Source organism: Dermatophilaceae bacterium Soc4.6 (assembly GCA_039889245.1).
In the GTDB taxonomy this organism is placed as follows: Bacteria; Actinomycetota; Actinomycetes; order Actinomycetales; family Dermatophilaceae; genus Lapillicoccus.
In genome coordinates this window covers 2711048-2734253 of sequence record JAZGVH010000002.1, presented here as the reverse complement: position 1 = coordinate 2734253, position 23206 = coordinate 2711048, and the positions used below count along the sequence as shown (strand labels likewise).

Annotated in this window: 23 protein-coding genes and 1 tRNA gene; 11 read left to right on the top strand and 13 right to left on the bottom strand. The window is 69.3% G+C overall.

What is annotated here, in order from left to right:
- Nucleotides 1–25 precede the first annotated feature (25 nt).
- Nucleotides 26–316 (bottom strand): hypothetical protein, encoded by a 291-nt coding sequence (locus V3N99_12690; protein MEO3937599.1) that lies wholly within the window; start codon nucleotides 314–316, stop codon nucleotides 26–28.
- A gap of 528 nt (nucleotides 317–844) precedes the next feature.
- Here V3N99_12690 and fdh point away from each other — a divergent pair.
- From fdh to nrfD, 3 genes are read left to right on the top strand one after another with little or no spacing between them, the layout of a single operon-like run.
- On the top strand, nucleotides 845–4078 hold the full coding sequence (fdh, locus tag V3N99_12685; protein MEO3937598.1) for a formate dehydrogenase: 3234 nt from the start codon (nucleotides 845–847) through the stop codon (nucleotides 4076–4078).
- Nucleotides 4075–4992 carry a 4Fe-4S dicluster domain-containing protein gene (locus tag V3N99_12680; protein MEO3937597.1) on the top strand — a complete coding sequence of 306 codons (918 nt, stop codon included), beginning with the start codon at nucleotides 4075–4077 and terminating at the stop codon, nucleotides 4990–4992. The genes fdh and V3N99_12680 overlap by 4 nt, the downstream gene beginning before the upstream one ends.
- 5 nt (nucleotides 4993–4997) lie before the next feature.
- Nucleotides 4998–5966 carry an NrfD/PsrC family molybdoenzyme membrane anchor subunit gene (nrfD, locus tag V3N99_12675; GenBank protein ID MEO3937596.1) on the top strand — a complete coding sequence of 323 codons (969 nt, stop codon included), beginning with the start codon at nucleotides 4998–5000 and terminating at the stop codon, nucleotides 5964–5966.
- A 28-nt stretch (nucleotides 5967–5994) separates the two neighbouring features.
- Here nrfD and V3N99_12670 read toward each other — a convergent pair whose 3' ends face one another.
- The 4 genes from V3N99_12670 to V3N99_12655 all read right to left on the bottom strand — a co-directional run bounded on the left by V3N99_12670 (nucleotide 5995) and on the right by V3N99_12655 (nucleotide 9700).
- A complete protein-coding gene (locus V3N99_12670) occupies nucleotides 5995–6153 on the bottom strand; it encodes a hypothetical protein (protein MEO3937595.1) in 159 nt (52 codons plus the stop codon).
- A 1376-nt stretch (nucleotides 6154–7529) separates the two neighbouring features.
- Nucleotides 7530–8423, bottom strand: a complete 894-nt coding sequence (locus tag V3N99_12665) for a hypothetical protein (protein MEO3937594.1) — start codon at nucleotides 8421–8423, stop codon at nucleotides 7530–7532.
- Nucleotides 8424–8429: 6 nt separating this feature from the next.
- Nucleotides 8430–8555 carry a hypothetical protein gene (locus tag V3N99_12660; GenBank protein ID MEO3937593.1) on the bottom strand — a complete coding sequence of 42 codons (126 nt, stop codon included), beginning with the start codon at nucleotides 8553–8555 and terminating at the stop codon, nucleotides 8430–8432.
- Between the two features lie 365 nt (nucleotides 8556–8920).
- Nucleotides 8921–9700: a DUF427 domain-containing protein gene (locus tag V3N99_12655; protein ID MEO3937592.1), complete on the bottom strand. Its 780-nt coding sequence runs from the start codon at nucleotides 9698–9700 to the stop codon at nucleotides 8921–8923.
- 294 nt (nucleotides 9701–9994) lie between these two features.
- Here V3N99_12655 and V3N99_12650 point away from each other — a divergent pair, with 294 nt between their 5' ends.
- Nucleotides 9995–10603 carry a hypothetical protein gene (locus V3N99_12650; protein MEO3937591.1) on the top strand — a complete coding sequence of 203 codons (609 nt, stop codon included), beginning with the start codon at nucleotides 9995–9997 and terminating at the stop codon, nucleotides 10601–10603.
- A gap of 405 nt (nucleotides 10604–11008) precedes the next feature.
- Here the strand turns inward: V3N99_12650 and V3N99_12645 are convergent, their stop codons facing one another.
- A complete protein-coding gene (locus V3N99_12645; protein MEO3937590.1) occupies nucleotides 11009–11197 on the bottom strand; it encodes a hypothetical protein in 189 nt (62 codons plus the stop codon).
- Between the two features lie 28 nt (nucleotides 11198–11225).
- Nucleotides 11226–11816: a hypothetical protein gene (locus V3N99_12640; protein MEO3937589.1), complete on the bottom strand. Its 591-nt coding sequence runs from the start codon at nucleotides 11814–11816 to the stop codon at nucleotides 11226–11228.
- 234 nt (nucleotides 11817–12050) lie between these two features.
- On the opposite strand from V3N99_12640, the gene V3N99_12635 reads away from it, so the two are divergent.
- From V3N99_12635 to V3N99_12615, 5 genes are all read left to right on the top strand, one after another.
- Nucleotides 12051–12317, top strand: a complete 267-nt coding sequence (locus V3N99_12635; protein ID MEO3937588.1) for a type II toxin-antitoxin system Phd/YefM family antitoxin — start codon at nucleotides 12051–12053, stop codon at nucleotides 12315–12317.
- Entirely contained in the window at nucleotides 12314–12592 is a 279-nt protein-coding gene (locus tag V3N99_12630; GenBank protein ID MEO3937587.1) for a type II toxin-antitoxin system RelE/ParE family toxin, read from the top strand. The genes V3N99_12635 and V3N99_12630 overlap by 4 nt, the downstream gene beginning before the upstream one ends.
- A gap of 534 nt (nucleotides 12593–13126) precedes the next feature.
- The gene (locus tag V3N99_12625) at nucleotides 13127–13993 is read left to right on the top strand and encodes a trypsin-like peptidase domain-containing protein (protein ID MEO3937586.1); all 867 of its coding nucleotides are present in this window, start codon (nucleotides 13127–13129) and stop codon (nucleotides 13991–13993) included.
- A 351-nt stretch (nucleotides 13994–14344) separates the two neighbouring features.
- The gene (locus V3N99_12620) at nucleotides 14345–14638 is read left to right on the top strand and encodes a nucleotidyltransferase family protein (GenBank protein ID MEO3937585.1); all 294 of its coding nucleotides are present in this window, start codon (nucleotides 14345–14347) and stop codon (nucleotides 14636–14638) included.
- A gap of 19 nt (nucleotides 14639–14657) precedes the next feature.
- Entirely contained in the window at nucleotides 14658–15011 is a 354-nt protein-coding gene (locus V3N99_12615; GenBank protein ID MEO3937584.1) for a HepT-like ribonuclease domain-containing protein, read from the top strand.
- A gap of 143 nt (nucleotides 15012–15154) precedes the next feature.
- Here the strand turns inward: V3N99_12615 and V3N99_12610 are convergent, their stop codons facing one another.
- From V3N99_12610 to V3N99_12600, 3 genes are all read right to left on the bottom strand, one after another.
- Nucleotides 15155–16420 carry a tyrosine-type recombinase/integrase gene (locus V3N99_12610; protein ID MEO3937583.1) on the bottom strand — a complete coding sequence of 422 codons (1266 nt, stop codon included), beginning with the start codon at nucleotides 16418–16420 and terminating at the stop codon, nucleotides 15155–15157.
- Nucleotides 16410–16727: a helix-turn-helix domain-containing protein gene (locus V3N99_12605; protein MEO3937582.1), complete on the bottom strand. Its 318-nt coding sequence runs from the start codon at nucleotides 16725–16727 to the stop codon at nucleotides 16410–16412. Before V3N99_12605 ends, V3N99_12610 begins: the two co-directional genes overlap by 11 nt.
- Nucleotides 16728–16937: 210 nt before the next feature.
- Nucleotides 16938–17010 (bottom strand) — tRNA-Arg (locus tag V3N99_12600).
- A gap of 413 nt (nucleotides 17011–17423) precedes the next feature.
- On the opposite strand from V3N99_12600, the gene V3N99_12595 reads away from it, so the two are divergent.
- A complete protein-coding gene (locus V3N99_12595) occupies nucleotides 17424–19280 on the top strand; it encodes a phosphoenolpyruvate carboxykinase (GTP) (GenBank protein ID MEO3937581.1) in 1857 nt (618 codons plus the stop codon).
- 507 nt (nucleotides 19281–19787) lie between these two features.
- Here V3N99_12595 and V3N99_12590 read toward each other — a convergent pair.
- Both V3N99_12590 and V3N99_12585 read right to left on the bottom strand, forming a co-directional pair.
- Nucleotides 19788–19991 (bottom strand): cold-shock protein, encoded by a 204-nt coding sequence (locus tag V3N99_12590; GenBank protein ID MEO3937580.1) that lies wholly within the window; start codon nucleotides 19989–19991, stop codon nucleotides 19788–19790.
- 250 nt (nucleotides 19992–20241) lie between these two features.
- Nucleotides 20242–20481 carry a dienelactone hydrolase family protein gene (locus tag V3N99_12585; protein MEO3937579.1) on the bottom strand — a complete coding sequence of 80 codons (240 nt, stop codon included), beginning with the start codon at nucleotides 20479–20481 and terminating at the stop codon, nucleotides 20242–20244.
- Between the two features lie 6 nt (nucleotides 20482–20487).
- Between V3N99_12585 and V3N99_12580 the strand changes: the two genes are divergently transcribed.
- On the top strand, nucleotides 20488–21570 hold the full coding sequence (locus V3N99_12580) for an AMP-binding protein (protein MEO3937578.1): 1083 nt from the start codon (nucleotides 20488–20490) through the stop codon (nucleotides 21568–21570).
- A gap of 75 nt (nucleotides 21571–21645) precedes the next feature.
- Here the strand turns inward: V3N99_12580 and V3N99_12575 are convergent, their stop codons facing one another.
- Nucleotides 21646–23202 (bottom strand): HAMP domain-containing sensor histidine kinase, encoded by a 1557-nt coding sequence (locus V3N99_12575; GenBank protein ID MEO3937577.1) that lies wholly within the window; start codon nucleotides 23200–23202, stop codon nucleotides 21646–21648.
- Between the last annotated feature and the right edge of the window lie 4 nt (nucleotides 23203–23206).

Here is a 23206-nt window from a genome sequence, read left to right as displayed (position 1 = left end):
CCAGGCGTCGGTCGCCAGACGGGTGCTACGTGATGCTGTGGGGATGCTCACGGGTCGCCGGCGGCGGGATGTCCATGGTCCGGAGGGTGTCTGCGGACACGACGTAGGCATCCCCCCGCACGACGCCGTCGGCGACTGCTTGGAGCCACGAATTGGGCTTCGCTGGTAATCCGCTCTCGGCGATCCGTTGCCGAAGGTCACCCGCGACATCATCGACCGAGCGGTCCTGCTTGGCCCGCACCATGGCGTCGATGATCTCTTGCAGGGTGCGTTCACGGCACTCCCGCTGCGTCTGGCTGGCGTCTTCCTCGGTCACTGTCTGCTCCTCGGGACCTCTCGGATCGGCGGTCGCCACAGCGCCACGATCTTTCACCTGGGCTGATCCGGGGCGTGTTGACGTCCAGCCCTCGTCCAGCCCCAGGAGTACGAGCAGTGGCGCTGTCGCACCTGGTGGCACCTGGCGACTACCCCGGATCGTCAACCCCCATCGTGACTCCTGTCAATGTCCGTCCGCGAGCCGACCCCGATGTCGATGCGGTCGCTCCGGGCAGGACATGGGCTGGAGAATCGCCTTCTTCATCGGCTCATTCCCCGGCCTGGGCATCATCTCCCTTCGGCGCCACATTCTAGAGGGGACGCTCTCTGACGTTAGCCCCCTCGCCGAGCTGGTGCCCCGAAGAGCCCTTGGTCAACGCATCCATCCGGCGAGACCGCGCCTGAGACCTCGCTGAGACAGCCCTCAAGATGGGCTGAAGCCCTTGCGGTGGGTTGCGTGATCCTGGGAGATTGCGGTTTGTCAGCGAACGGCGGCGCCGTCGGCGCCTTGGGGCGGGAGGAGCACCTCATGGGATCTGGACCGTGGTTGCAGTGGCCGGTTTACCGGCAGTTGACCGGGGGGGATCCGCTGGGACGGGGTGCCGCCGTGGTTTCCTCGACGACGGCGTCGTTGCGGCCCCGCACGGCGACGGCTGACCGGGTCGTGGACTCCGTGTGCCCCTACTGCGCCGTGGGCTGTGGTCAGCAGGTGTACGTCAAGGACGAGAAGGTGGTGCAGATCGAGGGTGACCCCGGGTCCCCGATCAGCCGGGGCCGGCTGTGCCCCAAGGGTTCTGCCACGCTGCAGCTGACCACGGGTAGTGCCCGCGAGCACTTCGTCCTGCACCGGAGGCCGCACGCGACGACGTGGGAGCGGCTGCCTCTGGACGAGGCGCTCGACCTGGTCGCGCAGCGGCTGGTGCAGACTCGGCGCGAGGGCTGGCAGTGGGAGCAGGACGGGGCGCGGGTGCGTCGCACGATGGGAGTGGCCAGCCTGGGCGGCGCCACACTCGACAACGAGGAGAACTACCTGATCAAGAAGTTGTTCACAGCGCTCGGCGTCGTTCAGGTCGAGAACCAGGCGCGGATATGCCACAGCTCGACCGTCGTCGGATTGGGCACCACCTTCGGGCGTGGGGGGTCGACGACGTGCCTGCAGGACCTGCAGAACGCCGACTGCATCGTCATCCAGGGGTCCAACTTCGCCGAGGCGCACCCCGTGGGGTTCCAGTGGGTCATGGAGGCCAAGGCCCGCGGTGCCGTGATCATCCACGTCGACCCCCGGTTCACCCGCACCAGCGCGGTGGCCGACCTGCACGTGCCCATCCGGGCCGGCACCGACATCGCCTTCTTGGGCGGCCTGATCCACCACGTCATCGAGAATGACCTGTGGTTCCACGACTATGTCACGGCATACACCAATGCCTCCACGTTGCTGCGGGAGGACTTCCAGGACACCGAGGACCTCGACGGCATCTTCTCCGGGCTGAGCGAGGACGGTCGCTCGTACGACGATGCCACCTGGCAGTACCGGGGGATGGAGGTCGCGGCGGCATCGGGGGCCCGCGACGCGGACTATCAGGAGTCGGTCCAGCGGTCCGGTCACGGGGAGTCGCACGGCTCGGGCGGACCCGGCCCGCACGGTGACCCGGAGCGTGACGCGACGCTGCAGGATCCTCGCACGGTGTGGCAGACGCTTCGTCGGCACTATTCGCGCTACACCCCCGAGATGGTCGAGCGGGTGTGCGGCGTCCCGCCGCAGCTGCTGGCCCAGGTAGCCAACGCGCTTGTGAGCAACAGCGGACGCGACCGCACGAGTGCGTTCGCCTATGCCGTGGGGTGGACCCAGCACACCACGGGATCGCAGAACATCCGCGCCGCCGGTGTGCTGCAGCTACTGCTGGGCAACGTGGGACGACCCGGGGGCGGGGTCATGGCGCTGCGCGGACATGCGAGCATCCAGGGATCGAGCGACATCCCCACGCTGTTCGACCTGCTCCCGGGGTACCTGCCGATGCCGCACGCCCACCAGCACGAGGACCTCGAATCCTATATCGCAGCGGACTCCGCCCAGCGCGGATTCTGGGCGAACATGCGCGCCTACATGGTGAGCCTGATGAAGGCCTACTGGGGTGACGCGGCGACGGTCGAGAACGACTTCTGCTTCGACTACCTACCGCGCATCACCGGCTCGCACAGCACCTACGAGACCGTGGTGGAGCAGATCGAGGGCCGTTGTCGTGGCTACTTCCTCATGGGGGAGAACCCCGCTGTCGGCTCGGCCAACGCCCGGATGCAGCGCCTCGGCCTGGCCAACCTCGACTGGCTGGTCGTGCGGGACTTCTCCCTCATCGAGAGCGCCACCTTCTGGAAGGACGGACCCGAGATCTCCAGTGGTGAGCGCCGCACCGAGGACATCGCCACCGAGGTTTTCTTCTTCCCCGCGGCTGCTCACACCGAGAAGGAGGGCACCTTCACCAACACCAACCGCCTGCTTCAGTGGCACTCCAAAGCGGTCGAGCCCGCGGACGAGCAGCGCAGCGACCTGTGGTTCATCTACCACCTGGGTCAGCGGGTGCGAGCCCTGCTCGCGGGCAGCGAGGACGAGATGGACCGCCCCGTCCTCGACCTGACCTGGGACTACCCCACGAGCGGGCCGACGGCCGAGCCCAGCGCGGAGTCCGTCCTCCGCGAGATCAACGGTCATGGCGCCGACGGAGCTCCCATCGGCTCCTATACCGAGCTCGCCGGAGACGGCAGCACCAGCTGCGGCTGCTGGATCTACGCCGGTGTCTTCGCGGACGGGCAGAACCACGCGAAGCGGCGCCGACACCGCGACGAGCAGAACTGGTTGGGTCCGGACTGGGGGTGGGCCTGGCCGGCCAACCGTCGGGTCCTGTACAACCGGGCCTCGGCCGACCCCGATGGTCGCCCGTGGAGTGAGCGTAAGGCGCTGGTCTGGTGGGATGAGGACCAGGGTTCGTGGACCGGTCACGACGTGCCTGACTTCGTCGCTGACAAGCGGCCCGACTACGAACCGCCCGAGGGCGGAACGGGGCCGGATGGACTGTCGGGCACCGAGCCGTTCATCATGCAGGCCGATGGTCGTGGGTGGCTGTTCGCGCCGTCCGGGGTCACCGACGGACCGCTGCCCACGCACTACGAGCCGCAGGAATCCCCAATGGCCAACCCGCTCTACCCTGTCGACCGCAGCCCGGTCCGGGGGCTGATCCGCCACCCAGACAACCGGTTCCAGCCCAGCGGCACCGAGCCGGGTGCCGACGTCTACCCCTTCGTGGTGACGACGTACCGGCTGACCGAGCACTTCACCGCAGGGGGGATGAGCCGGTGGACGCCGTATCTGGCCGAGCTGCAGCCCGAGTTGTTCTGCGAGGTCTCGCCGGAGCTGGCCCGGTTGCGTGGGCTGGAGAACGGGGGGTGGGCGACTGTCGTCACGGCCCGGTCGGCCATCGAGGCACGGGTCCTGGTCACCGACCGGATGGCCCCGCTCTCGGTGGGTGAGCAACAGGTGCACCAGATCGGTCTGCCCTACCACTGGGGAGGCAATGGGATGGCGACGGGAGACGCGGTGAACGACCTGACGTCGATCACATTGGACCCCACCGCCCACATCGAGGAGGTCAAGGCGTTGACCGCTGACATCCAGCCTGGGCGACGCCTGCGCGGCCCCGCACTGCGCGCCTACGTCGGGGAGTACCGGCGCAGAGCCGGTGTCACCGAGCACACCGGGATGCCCTCGTGAACCGGTTGAGCGGGCCCGAGCCCGACGTTGCCGCGGACGCGGGCTGGACAGGGGGGACCCCTCGCAAGGGCTTCTTCACCGACACCAGTGTGTGCATCGGCTGCAAGGCGTGCGAGGTGGCCTGCAAGGAGTGGAACGCCGTCCCCGAGGACGGCCTGACGTTCACCGGTATGTCCTACGACAACACGGGTGGGCTGAGCGCCGACACCTGGCGCCATGTGGCGTTCATCGAGCAGGCCGCCCCGGTACTAGCCCCCGTGCCGTTGGGCATGCCCGGGATCGGACCCGCCCCCGCCGCGCCCGCAGACGGGGACCTCCCGGACCAGGGGACCGCCTTTGCGACGTCAGGGGTGCGTTGGCTGATGTCGTCGGACGTGTGCAAGCACTGCACGCACGCGGCGTGCCTGGACGTGTGCCCGACTGGGGCACTGGTCCGCACGGAGTTCGGCACTGTCATCGTGCAGGAGGACGTGTGCAACGGCTGCGGCTACTGCGTGTCCGCCTGCCCGTACGGCGTCATCGCACAGCGTGAGGACGACGGCCGCGTCTTCAAGTGCACCCTGTGCTACGACCGTCTCTCGGTGGGCCAGGAGCCAGCCTGCGCCAAGGCCTGCCCGACCCAGTCCATCCAGTTCGGCGACCTCGACGAGCTGCGGGAGCGGGCCGGGAAGCGTGTCGAGGTGCTGCACGGATCGGGGGTGCCCGAGGCCCGGCTGTACGGCAATGACCCCGAGGACGGAGTGGGCGGGGCGGGGGCGTTCTTCCTGCTGCTCGACGAACCGGAGGTGTACGGGTTGCCACCGGACCCTGTGGTGACCACGCGGGACCTGCCACGGATGTGGGCGCACGCCGCAGCCGCGGCAGCGGGTCTCGCGCTGGCCGGGGTCGCCGCCGTGTGGGGGCGGTCGAGGTGACCGGGGTGACCGAGCGCCGTCGCCGCAGACGGGGCGAGAACCTCATGGTGCCCGAGGCCTCCTTCGAGTCCTACTACGGTCGCCCCATCCTCCAGGAGCCGACCTGGTCGGCCACCGACATCGCCGGGTACCTGTTCCTCGGCGGCCTGGCCGGAGGGTCCTCGGTCCTGGCCGCGGGGGCAGCATTCGCCAAGCTGCCGGGGCTGGCGCGCGTGGCCCGTCTGGGTGCTGCCGGTGCCATCTCCCTCTCGCTCGCCGCCCTCGTCCACGACCTGGGTCGCCCCGCCCGCTTCATCAACATGTTGCGCGTGGCCAAGCCGACCTCACCGATGAGCGTCGGCACGTGGGTGCTCACCGGGTACGCCCCGATGGCGCTGGCGGGCGCGGGGATCGAGCTCACGGGGTGGATGCCCTGGGCCGCACCCGCGACCACTGCCGGCACGGCGCTCCTCGGCCCGGTCGTGGCGGCCTACACCGCGGTACTGATCGGCGACACGGCCGTACCGGCGTGGCACGAGCCGCACTGCGAGCTGCCCTTCGTCTTCGTCGGGTCCGCGGCCAGCGCAGCGGGCGGCCTCGGTCTCCTGCTGGCGCCCACCAGCGAGAGTGGACCCGCGCGACGGCTCGCCCTGATCGGTGCGGTCGCGGAGACGGTAGCCACCCACCGGATGCACGGCGCCGCGGGGCTGGCCGACGAGTGCTACCGCAAGGGTCGGGCCGGCACGCTCATGAAGGGTGCCAAGGCACTGACCCTGGCCGGGTCGGCTTTGGCCGTGGCCGGTCATCGGGCGCCAGTGCTGGGACGTATCGGCGGGGCCGCCCTCGTCGCGGCCTCGTTGTGCACCCGCTTCGGCATCTTCGCCGCCGGCGTCGAGTCCACCCGCGACCCCCGCTACGTGGTGCAACCCCAACGTGCGCGGGCACAGGCCGAGGCAACGGCGGAGGGTCGCTCCACCTCGCGGGATCCGGCGTGACGACCCGCGGCAGCCACGTGGGCCGACGTCAGTGCCGCAGCCATCTGACGACGTCGACCGTCCGGACAGCGAGGCCGACAGCGGCGATCACCACGACCACAGCGCCAATGTCGTACATGGTGTGCTGCACGAGCCCGAGCGCGATGAGGCCGAACCCGGCGAGCAACATCAACGAGGCGGCGATCACCACGAGATCCTTCCCCCTTCGGCGGGCAGACGTGTGGTCCTGCTGCCCCTCGCAAGGCCCGTCCAGTGGACACCCGAAGGCACACCAGATCCCCTGACGGGGGCTCGACGCGACTGGGGCACACCACCAGGCCCGACCCGACCGCAGCACCCCAGGTTCCATTGTTGAACCCATTCTTGGCCCAGGAACCCTCCTCCGGCCTCGACGGACCCCGGGGACGAGTAAGGCCCTGGCCAGCGTCTCCGCTGGTCAGGGCCCCACAAGTCTGTCTCAACACAGAGTGCGCCCGAAGGGATTCGAACCCCCAACCTTCTGATCCGTAGCCGGGCCCCGAGCCCGTCAGGATCCGCCCTCGCACGACCCGAGTAGCGGCGAAATCGCGCATCGTCGCAGGTCAGGGGCGCAATGACGGATCCTGTCGTCCTTTGTCGTTCGTTGTCGGATCGTTACACAAGACCCTCGATTCGAGGCGTCTAGGCCCAGTGTTGGGCCCACGATCGGCGATTCCGTAGAGGGCGATCCGGCGCGCTGGGCAATGGCCTCGAGGATTGCACCGGCAAACGCCTCGACCGCCAGCTGCGCGTCGGTCGCGGCGGTGGCCGCATCGGTCTCGGGGTGGTTGAGCCCGTGCTGGTCGACGTACGCGGTCGTCCCTTAGGCGTCGTCGTCGGCGAAGTTGGCGCGTAGATCCTCGAGCGCCGTTCGCAGCTCGACGGGCGCTCCGAGCCGCGTAGCACCACCTCGGCGGGCGATTCCGTTGCGCCCGAGCCGAGCTCGTCGATCTCGTCGTGGTGCAGCAGCACGAAGGCGATGTCGTAGTAGTCCTTGGCCTTGTGTCGCCCGTAGCCGCCGCGGTCTTGGCCAGCAGGAACCCCGCCAGGCCCGTGACGTGGACGTCGGCGACGCGTCGCGCGCCCTGGTCGTAGGCCACAAGCGTGCGCACGGTGTGGTCCCGTGCCGCGTAGCCCGTGCCCCGCAGGTTCACCGCCCCGAGGGCGGAGGTGCTGGTGAACAGGACGTTGTCGCCCTGGCGGGCGCTGTCGAGGTCGGCCAGCAGCTCGAACTTGATGACGGCCCGGTAGGTGCCGCCCTGGACCGTCTCCCAGCGCCACACCTGACCGCTGTCGGGCGAGAAGTCGGCGTTGCGCAGGGCCGTCTCCAGTCGCGGGGCGTTGTCGGCGCCCGCAGCGATCTCGAGGTCGACCTGCACATCGACGTCGGTGGTGCCGGCGTGCACCATGCCCGAGTCGGCGCACAGCAGCTGCGGTACGAGGCCGCCGAGCAGGACGAAGTTCGGGGTCCCGCCGTAGTGGTGGCACACCCGCACGAGGGCCAGCTCGGCCGCCCGGCGCGCGCGGGTGGTGCGCTCTGGCTCCTCAGGCATCTGCGGGCTCCATCGGCCGGTGGGCGCGCAGGTGCTCGGCTGCTTCTTCCCCGCGGACCCCGGTGCTGCGCAGGTCGGCGTAGACCCGGGGCCACGGCATCACCCGCACACCCGAGACCACGTCACTGAGCGAATCCTGCGCGGGCGTCGGGAACGGGCGCAGGACAAGCCTCCCGCCCGCAGCCTCGGAGAGACCCGCTTGTCGGGCGACCTGACGCAGGTCGGCCAGACTCTGGGCTTGGACGTAGATCTCCAGGGGCACCACGTCGGTCAGGAGCGGGGCCAGGACATCGGCGGCCAGAGCACTGGTCGCACTCCACCGCGTCCCCTGCTTCTCCCACTGCGCGCCGAGCTGTGCGGCCCCCCGATGGGGGTCGCGCCAGAGCACGCCGACGCGGACCGACTGCGGGCTGCGCAGCCGGGCGGCGGCCGCGGCGTAGGCATCGAGCAGCTGGTCCCCGTCGTCAACGACCCGCCGGGCGTGACGCCCGCGCTGGGCCTCAGCACTGAGGAGGTGCTCCGTCTGGAGGAACTTCAACGACGTGGACACGGTCGAGGCGGCGAGACCCGTCCGCTCGCTCACCCGCGCGACCGTCCCTTCGGCGCCCAGCAGAAGCGCCTCGCAGACGGCCAGGGTCGCCGGCGTCCAGCCGAGGTTCTTTCGTGGCGGCTTCGGTGCGGCCCGGCGGGTGTCGACCAGCACGCGCAGCCGGGGAGTGACGATCCGCGCCGCACCCGTCTCGTCGAACCACGAGACCCCAGCCGCAGTAAGGCGATCGCGCGCTCCGGGCGACAGCTCCGGGGCGGCGACGAGGTCCGGCGGGTGGGCGCGCGCCAGCAGCGCCTCGGCCTGGCGCGGCCACCCGACACCGAGCCAGACCGCCACGACCGGCTAACCGTCGAGGCGTGCGTCGAAGGTGTCGGGGTGATCGGTCGGGCCGACCACCTCGAAGTCGACGTCGGCGCCGATCTCGCTCAACGCACCACCGCAGAGACGCCGTAGGCGCTCGGGGTCCATGATGCTAATAGTACGGCAGATCAAAAACTTCGCTAAGGCAGCGAACTATCACTCTCTCCGGAGTCACGAGGATGGGTGCCTTCGTTCCCTGCCACTGACAGCACGGCCGCCAGGCGATGTGGGACGGCCGCTCTCGCGGCGATGTGGGACGGCCGCTCTCGCGGCGATGTGGGACGGCCGCTCTCGCGGCGATGACCGAGCGCCTCCAAAGCGAGTTGGGCAGCGCCTACAGCGTCGAGTACGGGATGTAGCACCTGGAACCAGCAGAAGTCCGCTCATGCCGCGGAAAGGGTGGTCCCTACGCGGCGAAGAGGGGCACCTTGCTCAACGTCCGACTGGCAGTAGGTCCGGGCGGTGCCCCGATGCTACGAGCCGGGTCTGTTCGCGGCAGCGCTGAAGGGCGAGACCGGGCGCTGCTGGATGATGCCGTCGACGGTGATGTCGACGAGTTCGTTGTAGAACGCGATACGGCCTGCCACCTTCTCGACGGCCGGGAGCGGTGACGTGTACGACCACGCCACGTTCTTCGCCTCGACGGATCCGGTGGCGTCCCAGTAGTGGTCCGCTTCACCCTTGTAGGGACAGCGGCTGCGGTTCGTGCTCGGGGACAGGGCTTCGAGGCGGACGTCCTCTCGGGGGAGGTAATAGCGGGTCGGCAGGTCGGTCTCGAACAGCAGGACGGGAGCAGAGCTGTCGGCCAGGACGACGCCGTCGAGGGCGACCGTGACGTGACGGGTGCTCGCCAGGGCTTCGACCCGCTTACGCGGGTCTCGTGGATGGACGTTCACCTCCTCTTCTTCTTCCATCCACCGGTCGATGAGCCCGGGTTGCCAGCTGAACACGAAACGATCCTGCAGATCGGGATCGTCTCGGGTCCAGGCAACGTGAGGGATGAGGCGCCCCCCGGCCTCGAGGTCGAACCAGTGGGAGACCGGGCCCTTGGGCAGGAAGAAGAACGGCTCCCGCGGCGGCTCGCCCTCAGCCGGACGCAGGAGATCCGTGCGTACGTCCGCCCTGGCGAAGGCGTACCCCGGGACGGGGAACGTCTCCTCGTAGAACAGCAGCGGCTCCCGGCTGTCCACGACCGTCGTGTCGCCGACGAAGGCCCTCACCCACTTGTCACTGCGCTCGGTGCGAACAGCCATGCCACTGACCTCCGATAGGACCACGAACCACGGACCACGGACCACGGACCACGAGAAGCGTCCTCCACATCACACCGACTGTCCATATGTCTGGGGGCTGCCCGGAGGGGGCGCGTCCATCGCAGCATCGATGAGGGATGCCCGCCGATCAACGTCCCGCATGTCCATCCGGCGCGGGCAACACTCGCTCCCTCTTCGCAGATCCGGTCAACATCCCATCGCCCACAGGCGGCGGTTAGACGCACCGGCTGACCATCGGTTGGGGTGCCGGGGATAGGCATAGGGTCGGTCGGCATGGATGCCAACCAGCCCGGGCTCTTCGACCTGCCCGACGGCGAGCGGCTGGGCACTGCGGCCGATCGGTCGCTGCGGGGGAGGAACCGGGAGACGTGGGCTTGCACCGTTACCGCGGAGATCACCGTCATCGACGCGGGGGCACTGCAGGAAGCCGTGGCGCAGGCCGCAGGGAACGCGGTGACGATCGGGCTTCGCGTCGATCCTGACGTCGAGGGCACCGAGCCAGGGTCCTCTGACGTGGCGGCTGCCGGCACAGCGTTCGACGCAGTGGGCTGGCTGATCTGGCCTACCACCGGTATGGACGGGCCGCTGGAGAGGGGGGCCTTCAGGGTCCTGTCGCTGGACAGCGAGGTCGTGGGAGAGTCAGTTGACCGGGGCACCGTCAGCTGGACGGTTACGGTCAAGCTCACCGACGTCGACGAGTTGCGTCGGCTCGCTACCCGGGCCCACCCGGAGGCGGCAGGGTTGATCGCGGAAAGCCTCGCGGTCGCCTGGGCGCGCGCGACCGACCCGTTCGCGCCGTTGCGCTCGATCCCGGGGATCGCCTGGCGGCCTGGGCAGGTCGACGTCGAACACCTGCCGGCGAGGGTGGTCCGGAACCGATGAGCCCTCTGCGGTGGCGGACCGTGGGTCGGGTCGTGCGTAGGGTCGAGTCCCAGCCAGGATGGCTGCCATCGTGCTGGCATGGTTGTGGGGTGCGCCCTCAGCTGCGGAGCCTCCGGGCCAACCCTGAGGCAAGGATCGACCTGTCCCGCGTGGCGGGCCGCCGCGTGGCGGCAGCGATGAGGACGCGTGCGGTTGAGGCGCCATACCTTTTGACCGATTGCGGCGGTGAACGGCCGCACCTGCGGCAGAGTGGGACGGCCGCACCCGCGGGAAGGACGCGCTCTCACTCGGGTCTGTGGGACGGTTCGGCGAGCGTGGCCGCCCCCGACGCGGGCATGACCGGAAGGTGGACGCCCTTAACGCGGCAGGTCGGATAGTCGCACTCAGCCAGCGGGGAGGCCGCGGTCATTGCGATAGCCCCGAACCTAACTCAGTGATGAGCCAATCCACCACCGAGAAGACGTGGAACACCATGCCGACGTGGGTGCCGCTGCCCTCGACGATGATTGATAACTGCTCGACGTGCACGTCACCACCGGCCTGCTGAACGGTGACGGTTCTCCGTGCGATCGACGAGGCGTTGTTGATCGGCACCGGCGCCCGCGCCCGCCGGAAAGGGGTTTCACCTTCCACTCGCGTTGAGCGCCGCCCGATAGGTCTGCAGGATCTGCAGTACGGACGCGACCGCCTCGGCAAGTTCTTCTGGTGGCAGTACGACGTCGCGTAGTTCGGCGCGTTCGGGCACGTCAACCACGGCGTCCCTGATGGTGCGGCTCTCCTCCGCCTCCACTTCATAGTCCTGACGAATGACAACCAGTGCGCGCCGCAGTTCTGACTGGCCCCACCCGGTCGCGGAGGACAAGGCCGTGACTGCGGCTCCCAGCCAGCGCGAGTCACCCATGTTGCTGCGCTCCAACGCATCGGTCACGGCGCCGAACAGCATCACGCTGGCCGCGAAGGCAGCCGGCGTCGTCTCCTCGTGATCGTCGTAATTGAGCGCCGTGGCCCGGCCGATCAGGTGGGTGGCGCGTTCCCGATCGCCAGCGGCCAGAGCACGCTCGGCTTTCGTCAACAGGTTCTCCGCTGCGGTCAACCCAGCCCTGCTGAACGGAGCGAGAGTTCGTCCGGACACGAGTTCGACGGCGCCGAACGGCTGGTCAGCCTGCTTTTGCAAGTACGAGTCCATCCGCTGCCGCACCGAATCGTCGCTCATTCGGACACGCTACCTTCGGCGGTCCTATACCAACGCCGGAGTGGGCGTGGGGACGCTGTGACGAGATGCCGGGACGAACCCTGGCTCGCAGACCGGCCTCGTCGACAGTTGGTCGAAAGGGGGACAGCCGCTCTCGCGGCGGTGTGCCTTGGCTGGCAGCTCCCCGCACTCATGCCGAGGACAGGGCGGTGACAGCCCTTGCGCCCAGGCTCGGCGGGCGCCACAATTGTGCCCATGTCTGTTGAGCCCCTGCGCGACGTCCGTAACCACTTCAGCGAGGTCGTGGACCGCGTCGAGCACGAGCACGAGCGCGTCACGGTGACACGCAACGGGCGTCCAGTCGCCGTGATCATCAGCCCAGCCGACCTGGAGGAACTGGAAGAGACGCTCGCGGTCCTGAGTGATCCCGACGCCCTAGGCGACATCCGCGAAGCCGACGCGGCCTATGCCGCCGGTGACGTCGTTCGCGGTTCCGAGGCCGTGCGCGCTCTGCGGTCGTGAGCGACAACAACTACGAGCTGGTCCTGACCCCTCCAGCGACCCGGGCCATCCAGTCTGGCCTGCCCGAGGGAGTGTCGGCGGCCGTCATCGAGTTCCTCACTGGCGCCCTCGTCGACAATCCCCAGCGAGTGGGCAAACAGCTGCGCGGCGACCTCGAGGGCATCCTCGCCGCACGCCGAGGCACCTACCGAGTGCTCTACCGGGTCAACGAGGTCAAACGGGAAGTCGTGGTCCTCCGTATCGAGCATCGGCGCGACGCCTACCGACCCAGGTGACGGCAACGGCCGCGATGTAAAAGTACTGCTCGCGGCGGTGTGGGGCGGCCGCTCTCGCGGCCGGTGTGGGACAGCCGCTCTCGCGGCGGATAGACACACAGCGACTCGTTGAGGGTCGTGGCCGCGCGCGCGTCGCCATCCGCTGCTCGGTTGTTCGCCGTGGCCCTCGAAGCTGGAGGGTGGGTGCCGGGCTGGGCACGGACTTTACCCGGTGAATCTGGTTTGCTCGCGCTGTCGTTCGGGTGGCTGTGGTGCGACGGGTGGCGGACCGCGGCTACTTCGCCTCGGTGTAGGAGATACCGCTGCGATCGTGGTTGATTCAACGGATGCCGTCGTCCTGGGCGGGAAGACGTGCCACGATCTGGTGAGCACGGCCGTAGATCAGGCCCCATTTCGACCCTAAGGACCTTTGTGAGCAACTATCCACACGGACCGGTTGTCGCGCCAGACACTGTTCATACCGTCTCGGTGCCGGAAGGCTGTCCCTCTTCGGCGGGGCTCGGTCGTTGGCGGATAGCTGTGTCGGCTGGTGTCGTGCTCTTGTTGATCAACGCTGCAGCGCTGGGCTACAGCCTGGTGCAGCAGCGGCAGAGCGAGGAGAAGATCTCACGGCTGACGGTCGCCCTTGGCCAGCAGGCGACCTCGGTCACCAACCTGCAGACGGACGTCGGGACCGTCCAGAAGCGTGTCGCAGGAGCAGAAGCCGCGGCTAAGGCAGCCGGGAACGACGCGATCAGCGCCAACAAGTCCGCATCGAAAGCCAACAGCGAAGCCAGCAAGGCCAACACCGAGGCGGGCAAGGCCGCCAAGGCTCAGCAGGAGGCGACCGCGGCCGCTCTCGATCCGAAGAGCGTGGCCGACCAGGCCACTCCTTCGATCGTCACCGTGCACTGCGGCTCAGTTCTTGGATCGGGGTTCGCCATCAAGGCCGACCTTCCAAGCGGCTACCAGACGGCCATACTCACAAATGAGCATGTCGTCGACGAATGCACGCTGTTGGGCAGCCCGGATGCCTACGTCTCGCAAGCCGATACGAAGTTTGCGGGTAGCTTGGGCGAATACGACGTATCCAACGATCTCGCAATCTTGTATATCAAGCCAAAACTTGTGCCCTTGGAGGTTGGCTCCTCAGCAGCAGTGGGCGACCCGGTTGCCGCCATCGGCTCTCCATTCGGTCTCGAAGGCACGATAACTACCGGAATCATTTCTCGAGTCACACAAGACTGGTACCAGACCTCTGCACTCATCAATCATGGCAACTCCGGGGGCCCGCTACTTGACCGCAAAGGTAAGGTCCTGGGCGTCAACACCATTGACGTTGCTGGCGGCGGGAGCGGACTCGGTGGCTCGATCAGGTTCCGCCTCGTGTGCCAAGTCATTGCCAAATCGGCCTGTAATTAACAGCGAGACCTCTGCAGGCCCTTTCGAAAAGATCGCGCAATCGCAAGCGTTAGGGTGTCTTGAAGACAGCGGCCCCCTTATCTCAGCTCAGATAAGTCCGGTAGGACTGGCGCGCCTTGCGCTTCGCAGGGTCCCGGGGCACAGGCCCCAACCGGGTCACCGACCTGGTGAATCCGCCCAGCGCGACACCGCCAACCAGATCTGGCTGCGGCTCTCCCGCCCAAGGTAACTCCGCCTGCGAGTCCACGGGCGAGTCAATCGCGGCGAAGTGGGACGGCCGCTCTCGCGGCGGAAGGGGACAGGGCGAGTTCGACGCGACCAGTAACTGCCGACCTCCGTTAGTCTGGTCAGGTGCTGGAGGTGGACGTCGACCGGGAGGGCTTGCGCGAGGTGTGCGAGCGCTACGGGGTTGCGTCATTGGAGGTCTTCGGTTCGATCGCCCGCGGTGAGCAGCGACCTGAGAGCGACGTCGACCTGCTCTACGTCCTGAAGCCAGAAGCGCGCCTGGGCTTCCGCCTGTTCGAGCTCGAAGACGAACTGAGTGCGCTCTTCGGTCGTCCGGTTGACCTGGTCGCGAGGACGTCCATCAACAAGTACCTGCGCGAACAGGTTCTGGCCGACGTGCAGCCGCTCTATGCGGCGTGAGCTTCTTCTGCTGCGTGAGATGCGGGACGCCGCCGTCGCGGCACGGGACATCGTCGGCACTCGCGCAGTGGAGGAGGTTGCCTCCGACGCGTTGCGGCGCTCAGCGCTGCTGTGGCACGTCACGGTCCTGGGAGAGGCGGCGAGCCAGGTTTCCACCGCCACACGGGAGTCCCACCCGGACATCGCCTGGCGGGCCGCGACCAGGCTGCGCAACCGCATCGTCCATGGCTACTGGGACATCGACATAGCGACACTGGTGGCGACTTCGGTCGACGATCTACCCGGGATGATCAGCCTGCTCGAGGCAGCGATCATGGCCATGCAGGAAAGCGATCAGGACCCCCAGGTGCCGCGTAACTCGCCGGGCGATTGACGGCGCCCTATCTGGGCGGAAGGACGCACCCGCTCATCGGCAGGTGCGCGGCCCTGGCGCCGGCTCCCCCGAGACAAGCACCAGGTGCGGCCGCCCCGCCGGAGATCGTGCTTTCGCGCATCCGTCTCCCCTTGCGGCCAAGCTCAGTGGACGGTGAGTGCGGACTCTGTACTGACGGTGGGCCACAGGGCGGAACCGATGCGGCGGGCGGCCTCGACCCTCAGCTCGTCGACGGCGTGTGAATACCGTTGGGCGGTGCCCATCTCGGTCCAGCCCATGATGGACATCAGGGTGCGCAGGTCGACGCCCTGGACGAGCAGGAGGGTGGCGGCGGTGTGGCGGGCGTCGTGCAGGCGGGCGTCGCGGACGCCGGCCTGCTGCAGCAGGGACTTCCACTCGCGGCGGTCGGTGGCAGGGTCCGTGGGTCGGCCGAGCTCGTCGGGGAAGGTGAGGTCCTGGTCGGACCAGAGCTCGCCAGCGGCGAGTCGTTCCTCGGCCTGACGGCGGCGGTGGGTGCGCAGCTCGTCGACGAGCTGGGGCGACAGGGCGATGGTGCGTCTCGACGCGTTGGTTTTGGTCTCGACCAGCTGGATACCGCCGTTGCGCCGCGAGGGGCAGTCGGCGCCTCGGCGGCGCCCGCAGGTCGGCTCTCGTGACCCCTCGGCCCGGCAGCCGTGGTCGTAGGTGCGGCGCTGGACGGCGCGGCGGATCCGCAGCGTCCCGGCGGTGAGGTCGATGTCGGACCACTTGATGCCCAGGGCCTCGCCCTGCCGCAGGCCCATGGCCAGGGCGACGGACCAGCGGGCGGCATTGCGGCGGGTGCGCGCGGCGGCGAGGATCGCCAGGCACTCCTCGCGGGTCAGGGGCTCGACCTCCGTGTGAGGCACCCGGGGTGGCCGGGCGATGGTCGCGGGGTTGGCGATGAGGCGTTGTCGGCGGACGGCCTCGTTGAGGGCGGAGCGCAGCACCCGGTGGACGGCGTGGACCAGGGCCGGGGAGCGGCCGGCGTCGAGCATCCGGCGGTAGTGCTGCTCGAGGACCTCAGCGCGCACGTCGCTCAGGCGCATGGGCCCGAGGGCGGGGATGACGTGCAGCCGCATCTGGCTGCGGTAGGTCGACAGGGTCTTCCACCGGATCGCCGTGGGGATGACGTTCTCGAGCCAGTGCTCGAGCCACTGGCCCAGGGTGGGGTCGGCCTCGGTCCAGGCGTACTGCCCCCGGTCGCGAGCCCGTTCGAGCGCCCGGACGGCCTGGTCGAGCTCGGCCTTGGTCTTGCGCGAGACGTGTCGCCGGTCGGGGCGGCCGTCGAGCCGGGTGCCCATCGTCACCCGGCCGTGCCAGCGGCCGTCGGCGCCGCGGTAGCGCGTCGACGTGGTCTCCTCCGCGACCAGGCGGCGCCTACCCGGCATCGCCACCACCCGCGCCGCCCCGGACGCCGCCCATGGCAGCGCCACCGAGCGCAGCGCCGCCCAGCTCGAGGTCGCGTAGGGCGGCGAGGTAGCGGTCGAGCTCGCGCCGCTCGACCCGGACGGCGCGCCCGACGTGGACGACGTGCAGGTGGCCGCCGGCGACCTGCCGCTCGACGGAGCGGCGGGTGCAGCGCAGGTGCGCCGCGACCTCGGTCAGCGTCAGGAGCAGCGGCAGCAGCGGGGTCGGGTCGGCGGATCGGTCGGTGAAGAGGTCGAAGGGTCGGCGGTCGGCGGTGAAGGTCTCCATACCTGTTTTACGCCCCGGGAGGCCCGTCCAGTGGACACCCGAGGGCACACCACCAGTCTCCCCACCCGTCCGGAGCACCCCGGTCTCCATTGTTGGGCCCATTCTTGGGCCCAGAGCCCCTCCGACGACCCCACCGGACCCGGCGAACGAGTAAGGCCCTGATCAGCGTTTCCGCTGGTCAGGGCCCCACAGGTCTGTCTCAACACAGAGTGCGCCCGGAGGGATTCGAACCCCCAACCTTCTGATCCGTAGTCAGATGCTCTATCCGTTGAGCTACGGGCGCTGGTGATCTCGCCACCCCCGACAACGTCCAGGGCAACGACGGGTAAGACTACCCGGAGCGCCCGGCTGCAGCGAAATCGGTTTCGACACGCCGAGCCGGCACCCGGCATACGCACGGGGTGGCCGCCGACGGCAGGCGGCCCCGTCGCCCCACGACCCGCTACTAGCAACGGTTTTCGCCGTCTTTCTGCAACTTCTTGCTGGTCAACGTTGTCATCCCTCGACCACACGGCGGTTGTGACTTGATTCACGAGTGAGGAGTCCCTCTGTCCCCTCGCCAGCGGTCGGCGCGGGCGTACCTTGACCGGATCGGCGCCCACGATGTGGACACTCCACCCCCGGGCGCCGCGACCGCGACAACGGAGCAGGCCCGACGCCGACGGCGTCCGGGGCGAAAGGGAACGGCACACTGCGATGACGACCGACACCGGCAACACGAGCACGACCACCGAGACCGCCGAGACCGACAAGCCCGCCGGCGGCACCACCCACGCCCGGCTGCAGGCCTGGGTCGACGAGGTCGCTGCCCTGACCACCCCCGACGACGTCGTGTGGGTCACCGGGTCGCAGCAGGAGTGGACCCGCCTGACCGACAAGCTCGTCGCCGCCGGCACCTTCACCCGGCTCAACGAGAGCATCAAGCCCAACTCGTTCCACGCCGCGTCCGACCCCACCGACGTCGCCCGCGTCGAGGACCGCACCTACATCTGCTCGGTCGACGAGAAGGACTGCGGCCCCACCAACAACTGGATGCAGCCCGACGAGATGAAGACCCTCATGCGCGGGCTCTACGCCGGCTGCATGACCGGCCGCACCATGTATGTCGTGCCCTTCGTCATGGGTCACCTCAACGCCGACGCCCCCATGTTCGGCGTCGAGATCACCGACAGCGAGTACGTCGTCGTGTCGATGCGCGTCATGGCCCGCACCGGTGTCAACGTGCTGCGCCGCATCGAGGAGCTCGAGGCCGACTACGTGCCGGCCCTGCACTCCCTCGGCGCCCCGCTGCAGCCGGGCCAGGCCGACGTCTCGTGGCCGTGCAACGACACGAAGTACATCGTGCAGTTCCCCGAGGAGCGCATGATCTGGTCCTTCGGCTCGGGCTACGGCGGCAACGCCCTGCTCGGCAAGAAGTGCTACGCCCTGCGCATCGCCTCGGTCATGGCCCGCGACGACGGCTGGCTGGCCGAGCACATGCTCATCCTCAAGCTCACCTCGCCCGAGCAGCAGACCTACTTCGTCGCCGCCGCCTTCCCGAGCGCCTGCGGCAAGACCAACCTCGCGATGCTCGCGCCGACCATCCCGGGCTGGAAGGTCGAGACCCTCGGCGACGACATCGCCTGGATGCGCTTCGGCAAGGACGGCCGCCTGTATGCCGTCAACCCCGAGTTCGGCTTCTTCGGCGTCGCCCCCGGCACCAACGAGCACACCAACCCCAACGCGATGCGCACCATCGCCAAGGGCAACTCCGTCTTCACCAACGTCGCCCTCACCCCCGACGGCGACGTCTGGTGGGAGGGCCTGGAGAACATGCCCGACCACGCCACCTCGTGGAAGGGCGAGCCCTGGACGCCCCACTCCGACGAGCCGAGCAGCCACGCCAACAGCCGCTACTGCACGCCGATCGAGCAGTGCCCCATCCTCGCCGACGAGTACGACGACCCCAACGGCGTGCCGATCTCGGCCATCTTCTTCGGCGGTCGTCGCAAGACGACGGTGCCGCTCGTGACCGAGTCCCGCGACTGGATCCACGGCACCTTCATGGGCGCCACCCTCTCGTCCGAGACGACGGCCGCCGCCACCGGCGCGGTCGGCGTGGTGCGTCGCGACCCCATGGCCATGCTGCCCTTCATCGGCTACAACGCCGGCGACTACTTCCAGCACTGGGTCAACCTCGGCAAGGACGCCGACGCGACCAAGCTGCCGAAGATCTTCTACGTCAACTGGTTCCGTCGGGACGAGGAGGGCGGGTTCCTGTGGCCGGGCTTCGGCGAGAACGCTCGCGTCCTCAAGTGGGCCATCGAGCGCATGGAGGGCAAGGCGGCCGCGGTCGAGACCGCCATCGGTCACGTCCCCACCCCCGAGTCGCTCGACGTGGAGGGGCTGGACATGACGCCGGAGGCCATCACCGCCGCCCTCGCGGTCGACGAGGACGAGTGGAAGGCCGAGATCCCGCAGATCGAGGAGTGGTTCGCCAAGTTCGGTGACGACCTCCCGACCCAGCTCCAGGTCGAGCTCGACGGCCTCAAGAGCCGCCTCGGGGTGCTCTGACCACCGCAGGCCCTTCCCCCCGGCCGATGCACCGGCCGGTACGAGCGCCCGATCCCCTCATGGGGTCGGGCGCTCCCTGCGTGGCCCGGTGCGTGAGGAAGATCTGGCCGAAGGCGCTCGTCCGGCACCGACGGCTCTGCGTCGACCTTCGGCCCGGCCGAGCAGGGCGACGTCATCGCCAGCAGCACGGATCTCGGCGCCTTCCGCGTCAACCACCCGGGTGGCACCCTCACCGTCTCGGCCACCCCGGCGGCAACCTCGGCGCCTCAACCTCGGCGCCTCGTCGGTGCCGCTCGCGGCCGGCCCCTCCTCCGTCACGGTGCAGGGTGCCGGGCAGGACGAGTCGCTCCGGACGGGCTACTCCGGCTACGGCAGCGAAGGGCGCTACACGCTGACCACACCCCGACCCCATGGGTGCGGCACGACGACGCCCCCCGACCCAATGGGTCGGGGGGCGTCGCTGACGTCATGTCAGGGGTGATCCTTCACAGGATCGACCGCGTGGTCTCAGACCGCGCGGACCTTCTCGGCCTGGGGGCCCTTGGGGCCCTGGGTGACCTCGAACTCGACGCGCTGGGCCTCGTCGAGCGAACGGTAACCGTTGGTCTCGATGGCGGAGTAGTGGACGAACACGTCCGGGCCGCCGCCGTCCTGGGCGATGAAGCCGAAGCCCTTCTCAGCGTTGAACCACTTCACGGTGCCTTGTGCCATGGGATGTGTATCTCTTTCGTGTGAGCGATGGGCCAACCCTCTGTGTGCTGACCCAGCTGCAACTCGGTCCCACAGCAGCGAGCGAGCTCGTGCTGGTAACCCACCAAAAAAAAGGCCCGCGAGTGGCGGGCCGGTCTTCGACGTGCGAGGAATGAACTGCAACCGCGGGAAGACTAACAGGTCTGTGCCGTATGCCGCGCGTTGAGACCGCGGCGATCTTGGGACGACCGGAAAAACCGGCGCGCAGCCCTCACCGCAGGGTGCGGGCGAAGAGGGCTTCCAGTGTCACGAAGCTGCGCTCCGCGGCGGCGGCGTCGTACATCGAGGTGTCGGCCATCGAGTAGCCGTGGGCGGCGCCTTCATACACCTCGTTGAGGGCGGTGAGGCCGCTTGCGGCGATCGTCTCGCCGAGGGTGGCGACCGCCTCGGGCGGCATCGAGCCGTCGTTGTCGGCGTGACCGAAGGCGAACTCTGCACGGGCAGAGGCGATCTCGAGGTGCGGGCTGTCGTCGTCGACGACCCCGTACGCATGATGTTCACCTCCGGCACCGAGTCGCGGCCCAAGGGTGCGCTGCTGACGAGCCGGGCCCTGATGTGGCAGTACGTCTCGTGCGCGGTCGACGGCGGGATGAGCGGCGACGACGTCGAGCTGCACACGCTGCCGATGTACCACTGCGCCCAGCTCGACTGCTTCCTCGGCGTCGACGTCTACCTCGGGGCGACGAGCATCCTGCTGCCCGGGCCTGACCCGGCGACGATCCTGCGGGCGATCGCGCAGCACAAGGTGACGAAGTTCTTCGCCCCACCGACGGTGTGGATCGGGCTGCTGCGCCACCCCGACTTCGACGCCGCCGACCTGTCGTCGCTGCGGAAGGGCTACTACGGCGCGGCCGCGATGCCGGTCGAGGTGCTGCACGAGATCCTGCGCCGGTTGCCCCAGCTGCAGCTGTGGAACTTCTACGGCCAGACCGAGATGGCGCCGCTGGCGACGATCCTGCGGCCCGACGAGCAGCTCTCGCACGCCGGGTCGGCCGGGCGGGCAGCGCTCAACGTCGAGACCCGCATCGTCGACGACGACGACCGACCGGTGCCCGCGGGCACGGTCGGGGAGATCGTGCACCGCTCACCGCACGCGACGATCGGCTACTACCGCGACGACGCGAAGACCGCCGAGGCCTTCCGGGGTGGGTGGTTCCACTCGGGCGACCTCGGCTACGTCGACGACGAGGGGCGGCTCTACGTCGTCGACCGCAAGAAGGACATGATCAAGACCGGCGGAGAGAACGTCGCCAGCCGCGAGGTCGAGGAGGCGATCTACTCCCTGCCCGGCGTCGCCGAGGTCGCCGTCTTCGCGGTCAGCCACCCCCGCTGGATCGAGGCGGTCACCGCCGTCGTCGTGCCCAGGCCCGGGGTGACGCTGACCTCGGACGAGGTGATCGACCACGCCCGCTCGGTGCTCGCCGGCTACAAGACGCCGAAGTACGTCGTCATCGCCGACGCGCTGCCCAAGAACCCCAGCGGCAAGATCCTCAAGCGTCAGCTGCGCGACGAGCACGGGGCGATCGCCGGGGGAGCCTGACGCCACCACCCCTGCGTCCGCGTCGTCGTGGGCTAGAACCCTCCGGGACGCGGACGCAATGCCTGCGGGTTGGCGTCAGGCGGGCAGCAGCACGCTGAAGCGCGTGTCCCCCGGGCGGCTGTCCATCTCGACCGTGCCGCCGTGGGCGGCGGCGACGGCGGCGACGATCGACAGGCCGAGGCCGGTGCTGCCGCCTGAGCGGTTGCGCGAGGTGTCGCCGCGGGCGAACCGCGCGAAGACCTTGTCCTGCAGGGCCGGCGGCACGCCAGGGCCGTTGTCGTGCACAGAGATCCGCACGCGATCAACCTCCTGCGCGAGGCTCGTGCGCACCACCGTGCCGTCGTCGGTGTGGGTGCGGGCGTTGGCCAGCAGGTTGGCGACGATCTGGTGCAGGCGGGCGCTGTCTCCGCGCACCTCGATCGGCTCGTCGGGCAGGTCGAGCTGCCAGACGTGCGCGGGGCTGGCGGCGTGGGCGTCGCTGACGGCGTTGATCAGCATCTCGGTCAGGTCGACGGTGTCGGTCTCGAGCGGCCGGCCGGCGTCGAGCCGGGCGAGCAGCAGGAGGTCCTCGACCAGCGAGCTCATCCGCTTGCCCTCAGACTCGATGCGCCCGATCGCGTGAGCGACCGAGACGGGCACCGGCTCGGGCTCCTTGCGGGTCAGCTCGGCATAGCCGCGGATGGAGGCCAGCGGAGTGCGCAGCTCGTGGCTCGCGTCGGCGACGAACTGCCGCACCCGCTGCTCGCTCTCCTGCCGCGCCTGCAGGGCCTCGTCGACGTGGTCGAGCATCTCGTTGAGGGCGGCGCCCACCTTGCCGACCTCGGTGCGCTCGTCGGTGTCCATCGGCCCGACCCGCTCGGCCAGGGCCACCTGCCCGCGGTCGAGCGGGAGGTGAGCGACGCGCGTCGCGGTGGCGGCGACCCGGTCCAGCGGGCGCAGGCTCCGGCGCACGATGAGCGTGCCGAGCGCCGCGACGACGAGCAGGCCGCCGAGCACACCGCCGAGGGCGACGGCGGTCGCCTTGCCGACGATGCGCTGGATGGAGGCGACGGGCAGGCCGACGACGGCGGTGCCCGGCACCGAGACGCCCGTGCTGCGGTTGGTCAGCTGCGCCGGTGAGGCGACGAGGCGGTAGGTGCCGATGGCGCCGCCGAGGTCGACGTCGGTGGGCTGACGAAAGCCGGCGACGAAGATCTCGTCGAGCTGGGTCGAGCTGAGGACCACGCGCTGGTTGCCCGAGCCGGAGGCGCAGCCGAGCACGACGCTCTGGTCGAGCGCCTGGAAGGCCGACAGCCCTTGGTCGCCCGGCCCGCGGAACTCGCTGTCGCTGGTCTGGCAGGTGCCGCTCGGGCCGCCCGGCAGGCGTCCGTCGGCCAGCGAGCGGTTCAGCTGGTCGTCCATCTGGGAGTAGAGGAAACCGCGCAGGAAGAAGACCGAGGCCGCGCCGGTCGCGAGCGTGACGACAGTGAAGAGGGCGACGATGGCGACGACGAGCTTGGCCCGCAGGGTCCACGCGCTCGGCTGTGCGGCCCGGGGCAGCCGCCCGGCCGCCACGGGTGGCACCGGCTCGTCCGGTGCAGGCCCTCCCGGCAGCCCGTATGCCGCGGGGTCACCGACCGCCCTCGGCGCCACTGGC

Bases quoted from the DNA above. Each gene is read 5' to 3' on its own strand.
- fdh (MEO3937598.1), top strand. From the start codon at position 845: ATGGGATCTGGACCGTGGTTGCAGTGGCCGGTTTACCGGCAGTTGACC.
- V3N99_12660 (MEO3937593.1), bottom strand. From the start codon at position 8,555: ATGGACCCCGAGCGCCTACGGCGTCTCTGCGGTGGTGCGTTGAGCGAG.
- V3N99_12655 (MEO3937592.1), bottom strand. From the start codon at position 9,700: ATGGCTGTTCGCACCGAGCGCAGTGACAAGTGGGTGAGGGCCTTCGTC.
- V3N99_12650 (MEO3937591.1), top strand. From the start codon at position 9,995: ATGGATGCCAACCAGCCCGGGCTCTTCGACCTGCCCGACGGCGAGCGG.
- V3N99_12640 (MEO3937589.1), bottom strand. From the start codon at position 11,816: ATGAGCGACGATTCGGTGCGGCAGCGGATGGACTCGTACTTGCAAAAG.
- V3N99_12635 (MEO3937588.1), top strand. From the start codon at position 12,051: ATGTCTGTTGAGCCCCTGCGCGACGTCCGTAACCACTTCAGCGAGGTC.
- V3N99_12615 (MEO3937584.1), top strand. From the start codon at position 14,658: ATGCGGGACGCCGCCGTCGCGGCACGGGACATCGTCGGCACTCGCGCA.
- V3N99_12610 (MEO3937583.1), bottom strand. From the start codon at position 16,420: ATGCCGGGTAGGCGCCGCCTGGTCGCGGAGGAGACCACGTCGACGCGC.
- V3N99_12605 (MEO3937582.1), bottom strand. From the start codon at position 16,727: ATGGAGACCTTCACCGCCGACCGCCGACCCTTCGACCTCTTCACCGAC.
- V3N99_12595 (MEO3937581.1), top strand. From the start codon at position 17,424: ATGACGACCGACACCGGCAACACGAGCACGACCACCGAGACCGCCGAG.
- V3N99_12590 (MEO3937580.1), bottom strand. From the start codon at position 19,991: ATGGCACAAGGCACCGTGAAGTGGTTCAACGCTGAGAAGGGCTTCGGC.